Annotated in this window: 13 protein-coding genes; 12 read left to right on the top strand and 1 reads right to left on the bottom strand. The window is 69.8% G+C overall.

The genetic code is table 11. The features are described 5' to 3' along the window. The first annotated feature begins 33 nt into the window (after positions 1-33). On the top strand, positions 34-486 hold the full coding sequence (locus tag FPZ12_RS28490) for a winged helix-turn-helix transcriptional regulator (RefSeq protein ID WP_144749136.1): 453 nt from the start codon (positions 34-36) through the stop codon (positions 484-486). Positions 487-511: 25 nt separating this feature from the next. Here FPZ12_RS28490 and FPZ12_RS28495 read toward each other — a convergent pair whose 3' ends face one another. Next, a complete protein-coding gene (locus FPZ12_RS28495) occupies positions 512-1048 on the bottom strand; it encodes a chorismate mutase (protein WP_144749137.1) in 537 nt (178 codons plus the stop codon). A 170-nt stretch (positions 1049-1218) separates the two neighbouring features. Between FPZ12_RS28495 and FPZ12_RS28500 the strand changes: the two genes are divergently transcribed. From FPZ12_RS28500 to FPZ12_RS28550, 11 genes are all read left to right on the top strand, one after another. Beyond that, positions 1219-1863 carry a TetR/AcrR family transcriptional regulator gene (locus tag FPZ12_RS28500; RefSeq protein ID WP_144749138.1) on the top strand — a complete coding sequence of 215 codons (645 nt, stop codon included), beginning with the start codon at positions 1219-1221 and terminating at the stop codon, positions 1861-1863. Positions 1864-2113: 250 nt separating this feature from the next. After that, positions 2114-2689, top strand: a complete 576-nt coding sequence (locus FPZ12_RS28505; protein ID WP_144749157.1) for a TetR/AcrR family transcriptional regulator — start codon at positions 2114-2116, stop codon at positions 2687-2689. A gap of 230 nt (positions 2690-2919) precedes the next feature. After that, positions 2920-3534: a cysteine hydrolase family protein gene (locus FPZ12_RS28510; RefSeq protein WP_243770072.1), complete on the top strand. Its 615-nt coding sequence runs from the start codon at positions 2920-2922 to the stop codon at positions 3532-3534. An 11-nt stretch (positions 3535-3545) separates the two neighbouring features. Then, positions 3546-4286 carry an alpha/beta fold hydrolase gene (locus tag FPZ12_RS28515; RefSeq protein WP_144749140.1) on the top strand — a complete coding sequence of 247 codons (741 nt, stop codon included), beginning with the start codon at positions 3546-3548 and terminating at the stop codon, positions 4284-4286. Further along, positions 4283-5896 (top strand): FAD-dependent oxidoreductase, encoded by a 1614-nt coding sequence (locus FPZ12_RS28520; protein ID WP_144749141.1) that lies wholly within the window; start codon positions 4283-4285, stop codon positions 5894-5896. The genes FPZ12_RS28515 and FPZ12_RS28520 overlap by 4 nt, the downstream gene beginning before the upstream one ends. A 21-nt stretch (positions 5897-5917) precedes the next feature. Further along, positions 5918-8020: a hydantoinase/oxoprolinase family protein gene (locus FPZ12_RS28525; RefSeq protein WP_144749142.1), complete on the top strand. Its 2103-nt coding sequence runs from the start codon at positions 5918-5920 to the stop codon at positions 8018-8020. A 13-nt stretch (positions 8021-8033) separates the two neighbouring features. Beyond that, complete coding sequence (locus FPZ12_RS28530) at positions 8034-10358, top strand: hydantoinase B/oxoprolinase family protein (RefSeq protein WP_144749143.1); 2325 nt, start codon at positions 8034-8036, stop codon at positions 10356-10358. Between the two features lie 166 nt (positions 10359-10524). Continuing rightward, positions 10525-11085 carry a hypothetical protein gene (locus FPZ12_RS28535; protein ID WP_144749144.1) on the top strand — a complete coding sequence of 187 codons (561 nt, stop codon included), beginning with the start codon at positions 10525-10527 and terminating at the stop codon, positions 11083-11085. Continuing rightward, entirely contained in the window at positions 11081-12526 is a 1446-nt protein-coding gene (locus tag FPZ12_RS28540) for a dihydrolipoyl dehydrogenase family protein (protein ID WP_424923650.1), read from the top strand. Before FPZ12_RS28535 ends, FPZ12_RS28540 begins: the two co-directional genes overlap by 5 nt. A 112-nt stretch (positions 12527-12638) precedes the next feature. Then, entirely contained in the window at positions 12639-13454 is an 816-nt protein-coding gene (locus FPZ12_RS28545; protein WP_144749146.1) for an alpha/beta fold hydrolase, read from the top strand. Next, complete coding sequence (locus FPZ12_RS28550; protein WP_243770073.1) at positions 13384-14298, top strand: VOC family protein; 915 nt, start codon at positions 13384-13386, stop codon at positions 14296-14298. Before FPZ12_RS28545 ends, FPZ12_RS28550 begins: the two co-directional genes overlap by 71 nt. Positions 14299-14310 lie beyond the last annotated feature (12 nt).

Here is a 14310-nt window from a genome sequence, read left to right on the forward strand (position 1 = left end):
CCTGAGGGAACCCCGTTTGCTAAAGTCGGTGTCATGCAGCGCACCCGGTTCGGCGAAATGGCTTGTTCGATCGCGCGCACGATGGACGTGATCGGGGAGCCCTGGTCGCCGCTGGTGCTGCGCGACGTGTTCGCGGGCCTGCGGCGCTTCGACGAGATCCAGGCCGACCTCGGGATCTCGCGCAAGGTGCTCACCGAGCGGCTCAACCACCTCGTGGATGAGGGTGTTCTCGAACGACGGCCCTACGATTCCCGGCCGCGGTTCGAGTACCACCTCACCGGGAAGGGCGCCGAGCTGGTGGACCTGCTGATGGTCATGGTCGCCTGGGGTGACCGGTGGCTGGCGGGCGAAGCCGGTCCGCCCGTCCTCTACCGGCACCACGCCTGCGGCGAAGTGAGCCACGTCGACCTGAGCTGCGCCCACTGCGGCGAGCCCATGCACGCCGGTGACGTGGATCTGCTGCCAGGGCCCGGCTCAGGCCACTGACACGACTCGCGCGCCGGATTCCCTTCTATCGCACCGAACTCGCGCAGACGGACCGCGCCGCCGTGCCGAGTGCCCGGCGGTGCAGGGCGTCCAGCCGCTGGAGGACCGTCGCCGAAGTCGTGGCCAGGATGAGCTGGACGGTGCAGCCCGGCTCGGCGCGAACGTCCACTGTGGCCTTGAGCTGCTGGAGCATGCCGGTGGTCAGCTGGTCGAGCCGCGTGCGGATCTGCCCGAGATCCGGCCGGGTGGCAGGAGCCTCGCCCGGATGCGCCGTCCAGCGGGCGAACAGTCCTTTTTGGACCACCTTGCTCGCGGTGATCTGGTCCTGGAAGAACGCTGCCGTCGCTGCCGGGGCCAGTCCGAGTGCCGTCGCCTGGTCGCGGACGTGGTCGAGCACCTGCTGCTCTCGCGCGGGGTCGTCGATCGGCGAGCCGGTCCCGAATTTGGCCGCCGCCACGTCGTCGCTCACGCGAAGGCGTTCGACGACGAGGCCGGTGAGCGCGCCGAGCCTGCCGAACGAGCTGCCCGCCGCGGGCGTTTCACGGGAGGATCCGGAGTTCATGGAAGTACCTGCGGCCTGCGTCCGCCCCGCCTTTCCGTGTGCCTATATGTAGCGATCACTCTACAGATCATCACCCACGCCGCTCCGCGCTGCCGCGCCGGCGGTACGGGAAGGTCACCATCGCCGCGCCCGGTGGGGGAGTGCCGCCCAGGTGGACCTATCATGGCCGGATGGTGAGGGATTCCGGCTCCGCGCCGGCCGCTGCGGGCTTCAGTAGCCGAGAGGTCATCTTGAACGCGGCGCGCACCCTTGTCGGCGAAAAAGGCTACGACGGCATGGCCATTTCGGACCTGAGCGCCCGGTCGGGCTTTCCGCCCAGCTCGATCTACTACCACTTCGGGAGCAAGCTCGGGGTCCTCGCGGCGCTCCTCGAGCGGACCTTCGAAGAGCTGCACGCCTTGTTCCCCACCCCGTCCTCGTTCGACGACCTGGCGCCGCTCGAGCGCCTCGAAGCGTGGCTCTCGGCGGCCTGCGACTCCCTCGACCGCAGGCCGGACTACCTGCGGCTCCTGGTCGCCATCAGCATCGGCCCGCAGAAGGACGCCGCCGAGGTCCAGGCCACCGTGCGGCGCATCCGCGAGTTCAGCCATGCCTCCTGGGTGGACGCGCTCACCCCGGTTTTCGCGCCGAACGGCGGCAAGAACAAGGAAGCCCTCGTCCAGCAGCTGGCCATCCTGGGGCGTGCCCTGACGGACGGCCTTTCGGTGGCCAACAGCTTCGACGGCGTGAGTTACAGCTCGCAGGTGGGCCCGTTCGTCGCCATGGTCAGCGGCCTGGCCGGGCAACGGGACGGCGCGGCGAAGCGAAAGCGCTGACGCCGGGTCGAATAACGAGCGCTCCACATAGCCGCTCACGCGGGTTCGGCCGTGGGCAACGGCGTTGCCGAGAAGACACCCTCCGGATCCATTGCCGCCTTGATTCGTTAGATCCAGCGTCAGGCCCCCGTCCGCGAGGGCGCGCCCGGCATAGTCGCCGCCTTGGCCGCGGACCGAGAGCGGCGCTCGCGGTGATACCGATCGTTCTTTCTGCTACGGTGGTGTGGTGGTGGGTGACAACCGGGAGCAGGTGTCCGAAGCGCGGTCGAGGCTGCTCGCGACGGCCACCCGGCTCTTCTACGCCGAGGGTCTGCATTCCGTGGGGGTGGACCGGATCGTCGCGGAGGCGAAGGTCACCCGCGCCACGCTGTACCGGCACTTCGCCGGTAAAGAAGATCTCGTCGTCGCCTACCTGGAGAGCGTCCACGAGATGGAGCGCGGTGCGATGGGCGCGGTCCTTTCCGATGGCCGCCCGGCGGACGACACCCTGCGGGCGATCGCCGGGTCGATCGCGGAGAGCATCCGCTCGGCCCACTTCCGCGGCTGCGCCTTCCTCAACGCGGCGGCGGAGTACCCGCACTCCGACGACCCCGTGCACCGGGCCGTCATCGCGCACCGCGACTGGTTCCTCCGCGTCATCACAGGTTTGTTCGCGCAGCTCGGCGGAATGCCCGCGGAGCAGGCGAGCCGGCATTTCGTGATGCTCCGGGACGGCGCGATGGCCTCGGGATGCCTGTCCGACCCGGCGGAGGTCGGCGAAACGTTCCTTCGGGGAGTCGAAGGGCTCCTGCGGTCCGCGTCGACGAAGGAGAACGTTCGGTCTTGACCGCCCGACGGAGCGCCGCTACCGTCGTCACGACCAGTCAGTGTGGACCTCCATCTGTCACTGAATCCCAGCGCCCCGGGAACTGTAGCCAACGCACTTTCGGCACTGTAGAGTGAGCGTTACATACAAAACCGGAAACGCCGTTCACGGCGGGCTTCCGGTGCCGGCCCAGGGCTCTCGGGGGCTGATCCGATCATCGCGACGAAGCGAGGTTTGCCTTGAATGTTCCCGTGATCGACGCGGCCCGCACCGCGGTGCTCGTCATCGACATGCAGAACGATTTCGTCGAGGAAGGCGCGCCGCTCGAATTCCCCGAAGGACGACGCGTCATCCCCGCCATCCGGAAGGTGCTCGAAGCGGCGCGCGGCCGGAAGATCCCGGTCGTCTATGCCGCGCACGTCCATCGCCCCGGCGGCGCGGACATGGGAGTCCATCGCGAGCTGTACCCACCCGTCGCCGCCGGTGAGGCTCTCGTCGACGGCGGGCGCGGGGCGGAGATCCATCCGGCGCTCACCCCGCTTCCGGGCGAACCCGTGATCAAGAAACATCGCTACAACTCCTTCTATGCCACGGATCTGGAGATCATCCTGCGGGGTCTCGGCGTGGAAACGGTGGTCCTGACCGGGATGACCACCGAGTGCTGCGTGCTGGGAACGGCCCGCGGCGCCCTGGAGCGCGGGTTCCGCTCGGTCGTGCTCCCAGACGCTTGCGCGTCCTGCGACTACCCGGATCTGGGCGCGGGCCCGATGTCCGCCGCCGAGATGCACCTGGCCGCGTTGCGGGTGATGTCCCTGACCTCGTCCCAGCTGATCGGTACCGACGACTTCCTCGCGCGGCTGCCGTGACGCCGTCCACAATGGATAGACCGCCTCTCGTGCTGCTGCACGGTGGCGGTCCGGGCGTCGACGCCGCGAGCAACTGGGCGAGCGTCCAGCCCCGGCTGTCGAGCCGATTTCGGTGCCTGGCACCGGATCTTCTCGGGTTCGGCACGCGAATCGCGGGTACGGGAGGGATCGAGGGCCCGCAGGCGTGGGCGCTGGCCCGGGCACGGCAGATCCTGGCCCTCCTCGACAGCCATGGCCTCGACCGAGTGCACGTTCTCGGTAACTCGGCCGCGGGCGGTGCCGCCGCGCTGGCACTCCTGAGCGTGGCGCCGGAACGGGTCGGCCGCGCGATCGTCATGGGCGGCGCGGGCACCGGCCCCCTGCCGCCCGCGGTTCCGTTCTATGACCATCCGACCAAGCAGTCGATGCGGGCCACCCTCGGCAGGCTCGTCGCCGACGAGAGCGAGCACGGCGCGCTACTCGATGAACTCGCCGAGGTCCGGCTGCGCCAGGCACTGCGTCCCGGGGCTGAAGCGGCCTTCCGGTCGATGTTCGCCGAGGGCCCGTTGAGGGTCGATCCCGCGACGATCACCAACCCGGTGCTCGTCCTGCACGGGCAGCGCGACCGGGTCTCCAGGGTCGGGGTCTCCGAGCGCCTCGCCGCGACGCTGCCCCACGCCCGCCTCGAAGTGGTGGCGGGGGCGGGGCACTGGATCCACGTCGACCGGCCGGACCGATTCCGCGGTCTGGTGGAGGAGTTCCTGAACGCATGACACAGCACAGCGCAGACCGGGCCGATGTCCTCATCGTCGGTGCCGGACCCGCCGGATTGACCCTGGCCCTCGACCTCGCCCAGCGGGGTGTGGAGTGCGTCGTCGTGGAGGCGGAGGAACAGCGGGCCGCCAACCCGCGGTGCAACACGACGTCCGCGCGGTCGATGGAGATCTTCCGGCGGCTCGGGCTGGCGGAAGAGATCCGGCGCGCCGGGCTGCCCGGGGACTACCCCACCTCGGTCTGCTATCGGACGACGCTGACCGGCGACGACATCTTCCGCCTCCCGCTGCCTTCCGCGCACGACGTACTGGCCGGTGCCGGTAAGGACAGCTGGCCCACGCCGGAACCCCAGCACCGCATCTCGCAGCTCTACCTCGAGCCCGTGCTGGAGCGGCACGCGAGCGAGCGGCCCGGGGTGAGCCTCGAACGCGGCACCCGGCTGGTCGATCTGCGGCAACACGACGACCACGTCGAGGCGGTGGTGGAGACCGCGGGTGCGCGGCGCACTGTCCACTGTGGATACGTGGTCGGCTGTGACGGCGCCCACAGCACCGTCCGCCGCCTGCTGGGCATCCGCTACGAGGGTGTCGACGCCATCCAGCGGTTCGTGTCGACCTTCGTCCGCTCACCCGAGCTAAGCCGGCTGACGGCGTCTGACCCCGCGTGGACGTACTGGACCTACGGCCGCCGCATCGCCTCGCTGATCGCGATCGACGGGGATTCCTTGTGGCTCAACCACGTCGCCTTCGCCCCCGGACACGACACCGAAGGCGAAGATCCCGAGCAGCTGCTGCGAGAGACGGTGGGCCGCCCGGTCGAGCACGAAATCCTCGGCGTGGTGCGCTGGACCGGACGGCGGCTCGTCGCCCAGCGCTACGGCGCGGGCCGGGTGTTCCTGGCCGGCGACGCCGCCCACATCTGGATCCCGGTCGGCGGGTTCGGTATGAACGCCGGGATCCAGGACGCCGCGACGCTCGGCTGGATGCTGGCCGCGGTCCACCACGGATGGGCGCCACCAGAGCTGCTGGACGCCTACGAACAGGAGCGCAAACCAGTCGGCGAGCAGTTCGCCGAAGCCGTTGGCGCGCAAGCACGTAGCTCGTTCGCGGAGGTCTCGCGGGACATCCACCTGCCCGGCAAAGACGGCGAGTGGGCGCGCGCCGAGCTCGCCGACCGGCTCGCTTTCACGGAACCACAACGATATTCCCCCGACGGCTTCAGCTTCGGCTACCACTACGCGGACTCGCCCCTCGTGGTCGGGGGCGAAAACCACGCGATCACCATGGGGGACTACCAAGATCGAGCGCGGCCCGGATTCCGGCTGCCGCACGTCTGGCTCGACGACGGCCGCCCGGCGCTCGACCTGCTCGGGCCCGGATTCACCCTGCTGCGGACGGACAACAGCGCCGACGTGGCGCACTGGGCCGACGCCGCGCGTGCGCTGGGGATCCCGCTCACCGTGGCCGATCTGCCCCGGGACGACCGTTATCCCGCCGCGCTCCTTCTCGTGCGCCCGGATCAGCACGTCGCCTGGATGGGCGGCGCGGACGCCCGGCCCGGGGAGCTCCTGCACACAGTCACCGGGCGCGTCCTCGCCCGCCAGCGGTAACGAGCATCTGGAGAAACGGATATGCCATACGCACTGGGCATCGACGTGGGCGGCACGTTCACCGACGCCGTCGCCTCCGACGGGGCCGGCCGGATCGTGTCGGCCAAGACCCCGACGACCCCGCCGAATCGCGAGGCCGGAGTCCTGCGCGCCATCGAGGATCTCGCCGCGGAGCTGGGCATCGGCGTCGGCGAACTGCTGGCACAGACCGATTACATCGCCCACGGCACCACGGCTTCGATCAACGCGCTCGTGCAGGGGACGGTGGCCGACGTCGGCCTGATCGCCACCAAGGGGCACCGGGACTCGATCTACATCATGAACGCCGAGGGCCGCACCCTCGGCCGCTCCGCACACGAAATCCAGGACACCCTCCGGCAGCGCAAACCCGCGCCCCTGATCCCGAAGTACCGCGCGCTCGAAGTCACCGAGCGGATCGACCACGCGGGCAAAGTCCTGGTGCCACTGGACGAGGACGAGGTCCGCCGCGTCGCACTGTCCCTTGTGGACCAAGGTGTCGAGGCGATCGCGGTCTGCCTGTTGTGGTCGTTCAAGAACGCCGCGCACGAGCGGCGCGTGCGGGAGCTGATCCACGAGATCGCGCCCGGGCTGTACGTCACGCTGTCGTCGGAGGTCAGCCCCCGTATCCGGGAGTTCGCGCGTACCTCCACGACGATCATGAACGCGCAGGTCGGGCCCCGGCTGCGCCAATACCTCACGCCGCTGCGGAAACAGCTGGAGGAGCGCGGGTTGAAGGGCCCGCTGCTGGTGATGCAGAGCGAAGGCGGCACGATCACGGCCGACCGGGCTCCGGACCACGCCATCACCACGGTCGGCTCGGTCCTTTCCGGAGGCGTGATCGGCGGGCTGCGCCTCGCCGGGCAATTGGGGCACCGCAACGTGATCACCACCGACGTCGGCGGCACGACCTTCCTCGCCGGCCTGATCGTCGACGGCGAGCCGGTCATGGCGCCCGGCTCGGTCGTGAACCAGTTCCCCGTCAACGCGGCCACGATCCGGGTGCACACCATCGGCTCGGGCGGCGGGGCTCTCGCCTCGGTGGACGCGGGCGGGAATCTCCGGTTGGGGCCCCAAAGCGCCGAGGCCGTCCCGGGGCCCGCGTGTTACGGCAACGGCGGCACGAAGCCCACGAACACCGACGCCAACCTCGTCCTCGGCATCCTGAGCGAACGCGGTCTGCTCGGCGGCCGCAAGCCGCTGCGGCGGGACCTGGCGCGGGAAGCGATCCGCGAGCACGTGGCCGAACCGCTCGGTCTCACGGTCGAAGAAGCCGCCATCGCCATCCACGAGGTGCAGAACGCGCAGGCAGGCGACCTCCTGCGGCGAACCGTCGTGCAGGCCGGATACGACCCGCGTGACTTCGTCGTCTACGCCTTCGGTGGCGCCGGGCCCGCCCACTGCGCGGGCTACTGCCAGGACCTCGGGGTGCGTGAAGTCGTTGTGCCCCTTGGTCCTGTCGCGTCCGCGTTCTCCGCCTACGGACTCGCCGCTTCGGATGTCGCCGTGAGCGCGGAGCTGTCCGACCCGTCGTCGTTCCCGGTCGAGCACACCCGTCTGGAGGCCCACTACGCGCGGCTCGAAGCGGACCTGCAGCGCGCCCTGGACCGGCAGAAGGTCAAGTTCCACGACGTGACCCTGCACCGGGAGATCGACCTGCGGTACTCCATGCAGGTCACCGAACTCGCCACGGCCATCCCCGGCACGGAGTTCACCGCGCACACCGGCGACGAGATCCTCCAGCGCTTCGAAGAGCAGTACGAGCGCATCAACGGATCCGGTGCCGGCTACCGCGAGGCGGGCGTGCAGGCCATCACCTACCGCGTGCGGGCCAAGGCGGGCCTCGGCTTTCCTGTCGTGCTGCCGGACATCCCCGAGGCGGACGGCCCGGACCCCGACTCGGCCTTCCTCGAACAGCGGCCGGTCTGCCTCGACTCACGGACCGGTTTCGTGCCCACCCCGGTCTACGACTACGCCCGGCTCCGCGCCGGCCACGAGATCACCGGGCCGGCGATCATCGACGTGCCGACCACCGTGGTCGTGGTCCCCGCCGGGGTCACCGGCCGCGTCGACCGTCTCGGCAACCTCGTGCTGCGCTACCAGTGAGGACGATTTTCCCATGACATCAAGGATTCCCGGGGCGGACGAGTTCACCAGCCGTCCGCTTCCGCGCGAGGAACTGCTGCGGAGCATCCCGCCCGCGCTCGCGCTTCACCGGATCGGCGACGACGCGGTGGACGCGGTCGGCGCGCTGACCTACGAGGTCGTCCGGCACCGCCTGTGGGCGATCACCCAGGAGATGGGGGAGACGCTGCGGCGGATGTCGGGCTCGCACGTCGTCACCGAGTCCAACGACTTCAACTTCTCCATCTGCGACGAGCTCGGCGAGCAGGTCCAGGTCGGCACCTACAACATCGGCCTGATCGGCTCCATGGACCTCGCGATCGTCTGGACCCTGCGCCACCGCGCGGAAAACCCGGGCATCGAAGAGGGCGACATGTTCCTGTGCAACGACCCGTGGATCGGCGGCGGGCTGCACCAGAACGACGCCGCGATCCTGGCCCCGGTCTTCTTCGAGGGCAAGCTTTTCGGCTGGACGACGGCCATCGCCCACCAGGTCGATCTCGGCGGTCCGCGCCCGGGCTCGTTCAGCCCGTCGGCCCGCGACGTGTTCGGCGAAGCCATTCCCACGCCGCCGCTCAAGGTCGTCCGCGGCGGGGTGCTGCAACGCGATGTCGCCGACGCCTGGGTCCGCCGCTCGCGCCTCCCGCATCTGGTCGGGCTCGACCTGCGGGCGAAGATCGCCGCCAACAAGAACGCGGCGGAGCAGATCCTGCGGCTCATCGGCAAATACGGCGCGGACACCGTCAAGGCCGTGATGCGGCGGATGACCGACGACGCCGAGCAGCGGCTGCGCGCGAAGCTCGAAACCCTGCCGGACGGGACGTGGTCCGCGGTGGGGTACCAGGAACAGTCGGGAACCGGTGACCGCGGCCTGCACCGGATCCAGGTGGCGATGACCAAGGAAGCCGGCAAGCTGGTGTTCGACTTCCGCGGCACCGCGGGGCAGACCGGCGTCATCAACTGTCCCTATCCGGGGTTGCGCGCCGGGATCGTGTTCACCCTGCTTCCGTTGCTGGCCGGGGACATCCCGTGGGCCGCGGGCGGCCTGATGCGCTGTTTCGAGATCATCACCGACGAGGACACGATCACCAACGCCTCGTTCCCGGCGGCGGTGGGCAAGGGGCCGTTCGGCCCGGCGTGGGGCGCGGGGAACCTCGTCGCCGAGGTACTGGCCCGGATGCTGGACGCCGAACCGGCGCACCGCACCGACGTGCAGTCGATCTGCAACGGCACCACCGATCTCTGCGTGGTGTCCGGTGTGGACAATCGGGGTGGCGGCAGCAAAGGGTTCGTGTCGCCCGTTTTCGACGTCATGGCTGGCGGATACGGCGCGCAGGTCTACCACGACGGCGTCGACACGGGCGGCCGCCTGATCATCCCCTCGGCGCGGGCCCCTGACGTGGAGATGACGGAGTATCTCTACCCGCTGGTCGCGTTGTGGCGGCGCGAGGAGACCGATTCCGGCGGGCCCGGCCGGCAGCGCGGCGGGATGAGCGGCTCGGTCTGCTATGTCCAGCACCCGGACCAGGACGGCACGATGTCGTTGGTCGTGTCCGGCACCGGCAAGGCGGCGAACCAGAACGTCGGCCTCGCCGGGGGTTATCCGGGCAACTCGCAGCTCGATCTCGTGGTGCGCGGCATCGACGAGCCCCAGCTCGCCCAGGCGGCCGCCATCCCCGGCGGCCTGGGCGAACTGGGCGGGAACGTCGAAGTGCTCCCCTGTGAAGGCGAATCGGAGCTGGGCCCCGGCGACGCGCTTTACCTGCACTGGCAGGCGGGTGGCGGTTACGGCGATCCCTTGCTCCGTTCGCCCGAGAGCGTCCGCGACGACGTGTCACAGGTACGCGTTTCGGCGGAGGCGGCGCGGGACGTCTACGGTGTTGTGCTCGGCGAGGACGGCGAAGTGGACGTGACCGCGACGGACCGGAGCCGTTCGAAGTTGCGGCGGGATCGTGCGTCCGGCGCCGGATTGCCCGACGCGGCGCTCGCGCCGATCTCGACGCCGGACCTGCGGGCCGCGCGCCGGCTCGACGACAACCTCGCGGTGCGGGAATCGCCGGACGGCGGGACCGTGGTGTGCGTCCAGTGTGGCACCGAGATCGGGCCACTGTCCGAGGGCGCGTTCGTCGCGGCGCTGGCCCGTCGTGAGTCCGCACCGAGCGACGCGGGCCCGCACATCTGGCACGACCCGCAGGAGTACGTCGACGCGGACATGGTCTTCCGCCAGCTGTGCTGCCCCGGCTGCCTGACCGCGGTCCACTCCCGGATCGTCCCGGTCGGCCACCCGCTGCCTGCCGACGACTACCGCAGCTGGGCCTGAGTCCGCGCTGATCCTCCGACGCGGTCCACTGTGGACTTCCGGACGGCCGCCGAAATCGAGAGAGGGAGAAAGAACGTTCTCTCTTGACAACCGGCGGGCGGTGGGCCACTCTGGAACGAGATAGAACGTTCGGTATCGCACTCTCCCCTGTTTCGGAAGGATCATCGTGACCACCGTTGACTCACCCGCCGCGAGCGGAATCGCACCGGCGCTGCGCCGGCTCTACTTCGTGCGGTTCGGCTTCGCCCTCGTCTGGGCGGTACTGCTGTTCGTCACCTCCCAAACGCACCTGGGCCCGATCGGCGTCGTCCTGGTCGTGCTGTACCCGCTGTTCGACGTCGCGGCCGCGGTCGTGGACGCTCGTTCCTCCCGCGCCACGGGCCCGGCCAAGGGCTTGTACGTCAACATCGTGATCAGCCTGCTCGCGGGCGTCGGCCTTGGCATCGCTTCGGCGTCCGGAGTGCCCGCGGTGCTGCGGATCTGGGGCGCCTGGGCCATCGTTTCCGGTCTGGTGCAGCTGATCGTGGCCGTCGCGCGCCGCAAGATGGGCGGCCAGTGGCCGATGATCCTCAGCGGCGGGATTTCCGTGCTGGCGGGCGGTTCCTTCATCGCCGGGGCCGGCGCGCCGAACCCCGCGCTGACCAACGTGGCCGGGTACGCGGTGCTCGGTGGCGTCTTCTTCCTCGTCTCGGCGATCCGGCTCGGCCGCGCCGCTCAGGGGAATTGACGTGGACACCACGACCTACGACGTCATCGTCCTCGGTGCGGGCCCGGTGGGGGAGAACCTCGCGGACCGGGTGGTGCGGGGCGGGCTGAGCGCCGCCATCGTCGAGCGCGAGCTGGTCGGCGGTGAATGCTCCTACTGGGCGTGCATGCCGACCAAAGCCTTGCTGCGGAGCGGGGCGGCATTGCGGGCGGCCCGGCAGGTGCCCGGCGCGCGGGAAGCGGTGACGGGTGACCTGGACGTCGCGGCCGTGCTCCGCCGTCGCGATGCCTTCGCCTCGAACTGGCAGGACGACGGGCAGGTGGCCTGGCTCGAGCGCGCGGGCATCGCGCTGTACCGGGGGCACGGCAGGATCGGCGCCGACCGGGTCGTCGAGGTGACCGGCGCCGGGGGAGTCAGGACGACGCTGACCGCCCGGCACGCGGTCGTCGTCGCGACCGGGAGCGGTGCGCTGGTCCCGGACATCGAAGGCCTGCGCGAGGCGGCGCCATGGACCAGTCGGGAGGCGGTGGCGGCACAGGAGATTCCCGGCAGGCTCGCCATCATCGGCGGCGGGGTGGTGGCCTCGGAAATGGCGACCGCGTTCAGCGCGCTCGGCTCGTCGGTGACGATGCTGGCCCGCGACGGCGTCCTGCCCCTCGCGGAGCCGTTCGCGGGGGAGCGGGTCAAGCAATCGTTGCGGGACAACGGGGTCGCGGTGCGCGTCGGGGCCGAGGCCGGGTCCGTCGAACGCGCCGGAGACGGAACGGTGTCCGTCACCCTGACCACCGGCGAGCGGATCGAGGCCGACGAGCTGCTCGTCGCGATCGGCCGCACGCCGAACACCCAGGACATCGGGCTGGAGGCTGTCGGCTTGAAGCCGGGGGCCTGGCTCGACGTGGACAGCACGATGCGGGTCGTCGGGGAGGACGGAGCGCCGCTCGGCGACGGGTGGCTTTACGCGGCCGGGGACGTGAACCACCGTGTTCTGCTTACGCACCAAGGCAAGTACCAGGCCCGTGCCGCCGGGGACGTCCTCGTGGCGCGTGCAAAGGGGGAAGCCGTCGACGACGGCCCGTGGGGCCGGCACGCGACGACGGCCGACGAACGCGCTGTGCCGCAGGTGGTGTTCACCGAGCCGGAGATCGCCTCGGTCGGCCTGACCGCGGTCGCCGCCGAGGCGGCCGGGCTGCGGATCCGGGTCGTCGACTACGACCTGGCGGCCGTCGCGGGGTCCGGCCTGCATGCCGAGGGGTACCAGGGGCACGCGCGGATGGTCGTCGACGAGGACCGGAAGGTGGTCGTGGGGTGCACTTTCGTCGGCCCGGACGTCGCGGAAATGCTCCATGCGGCGACGATCGCCGTGGCCGGTAAGGTGCCGCTGGATCGGCTCTGGCACGCGGTCCCGGCCTATCCCACCGTCAGTGAGGTGTGGCTGCGCTTCCTCGAAGCCTACGGCCGCTGAGGCGTCCTGGCCCGTCCGCCGCGCACCGGCCGGGCGGGCCACGTCGGCGATATTGGAAAACGCCGCCCTCCTCTGTAGAGTGAGCGTTACATACAAAGAAGAGGACGGCGAAGTGACGAGCACAGTGGATGTCGGGGACGCGCGGCTGGCCTATACCGAAACCGGTGCTGGGAGTCCGGTCGTCTGGCTGCACGGCTCGGGGCCGGGTGCCACGGGCCTGAGCAATTTCGGCGGCAATCTGGCGGCTTTCCCGGACTACCGGAACATCGTGATCGACCTTCCGGGATGGGGAGGGTCGCCGCGGCCGGAAACGGACGAGCCGTTGATCTTCCACGCCGCCGACAGGGTGTGCCGCGCGATGGCGTCGCTCGGGGTCGAACGTGCCCATCTGGTGGGCAATTCCTATGGCGGCGCCGTCGCGATGCGGATCGCCATGCGGTATCCGGACAGCGTGGACCGGCTCGTGCTCATGGCGCCCGGCGGGGTCCTCCCGGCGGACGCGCCGCCCTGGCCCGCCGGGCTCGAACGCCTTTTCGCCTACATGGCCGCGGAAAAGCCGTCGCGCGAGGCCATGGCCGAGTTCGTCCGGCTGATGGTCTTCGACGAGTCCCTGGCCACCGGGGAACTCATCGACGAGCGTTTCGAATCGAGTCTGCGGGTGCACCCCGAATTGCCGATTCCGCCGAATTTCGGGGACCTGACGCCGGATCTGAGTCTGATCGGCGCCGCCACTTTGCTCGTGTGGGGCCGTGAGGATCAGACGGTTCCGCTGGCGTGGGCGGGCAAGATCCTCGAGGGTATTCCCGATGCGGAACTGCGGGTGCTGCCGCATTGCCGGCACTGGGTCCAGTACGAGCGTGCGCCCGAGTTCAACCACATCGTCCGCGAATTCCTGCAGGGCGGGGCCGCGGCCGCCGCGGAGGGATGACATCGTGGGAATCAGGAAGCTGGGCTATGTCGGCCTCAACGTCACCGATCTCGGCGCGTGGACCGATCTCCTCGGGCGCACGCTCGGCATCGGCGTGAGCAAGTCCGGATCGGGCGAAATCGCACTGGCCGAACTCGACGAATTCCAGTATCGGCTCGCGCTTTATCCCTCCACTGAGGACAGTCCGCGCGAACTGGGGTGGATCGTCGATTCTCCCCAGGAGCTCGACAGGCTGAGCCGGCGTTTGACGGATGCCGGTTTCACCGTCGAGGAGGGATCGGCGGACGAGAAGGAATTGCGCGGCGCGACCGAGCTCCGGTGGTTCACCGACCCGGTGGGGTACCGCGTTGAGCTGGCTGTCGGTGAAGCGAAGGTGCGGGACCGGCGCGGCGCCACCGGTTTGGGGCACTTCGTGCAGGCCGGTCCGCGGCTCCCGGAGCTTCGGGAGCTGTATGAATCCGTGCTCGAGTTCAGGCTGACCGATTATCGTGCTCCCGGCCTGTTCTTCTTTCGCTGCAACCGGAATCATCACAGCATCGCGCTGGCGAGCGCGGACACGGCGTCGATCCACCACCTCGAACTGGAGCATGGCTCGATCGACGATGTGGGGCGGGCGTATGACCGGGCCAAGGCGCAGAGCGTGCCGATTTCGATCAGCCTGGGCAGGCACATGAACGACAAGGCGATCTCCTTCTATGTCCGGAATCCCAGCGGGTTCCATCTCGAGATCGGCTGCGGCGGCATCGAAGTCGGCGACGATTGGCTCCCGCACGATTTCGGCCGTTCGGATGAGTGGGGTCACCACCACGCCGACGCCAACCCGTTCGCTTCCCCGGCGTCGTGATGAGTGCCGTAG

Source organism: Amycolatopsis acidicola (genome assembly GCF_007713735.2).
GTDB lineage: Bacteria > Actinomycetota > Actinomycetes > Mycobacteriales > Pseudonocardiaceae > Amycolatopsis_E > Amycolatopsis_E acidicola.

What these genes read in the sequence shown, in the direction of transcription:
- FPZ12_RS28495 (WP_144749137.1), bottom strand. Translation starts at nt 1,048, where the DNA reads ATGAACTCCGGATCCTCCCGTGAAACGCCCGCGGCGGGCAGCTCGTTC.
- FPZ12_RS28490 (WP_144749136.1), top strand. Translation starts at nt 34, where the DNA reads ATGCAGCGCACCCGGTTCGGCGAAATGGCTTGTTCGATCGCGCGCACG.
- FPZ12_RS28530 (WP_144749143.1), top strand. Translation starts at nt 8,034, where the DNA reads ATGACATCAAGGATTCCCGGGGCGGACGAGTTCACCAGCCGTCCGCTT.
- FPZ12_RS28525 (WP_144749142.1), top strand. Translation starts at nt 5,918, where the DNA reads ATGCCATACGCACTGGGCATCGACGTGGGCGGCACGTTCACCGACGCC.
- FPZ12_RS28520 (WP_144749141.1), top strand. Translation starts at nt 4,283, where the DNA reads ATGACACAGCACAGCGCAGACCGGGCCGATGTCCTCATCGTCGGTGCC.
- FPZ12_RS28500 (WP_144749138.1), top strand. Translation starts at nt 1,219, where the DNA reads ATGGTGAGGGATTCCGGCTCCGCGCCGGCCGCTGCGGGCTTCAGTAGC.
- FPZ12_RS28515 (WP_144749140.1), top strand. Translation starts at nt 3,546, where the DNA reads ATGGATAGACCGCCTCTCGTGCTGCTGCACGGTGGCGGTCCGGGCGTC.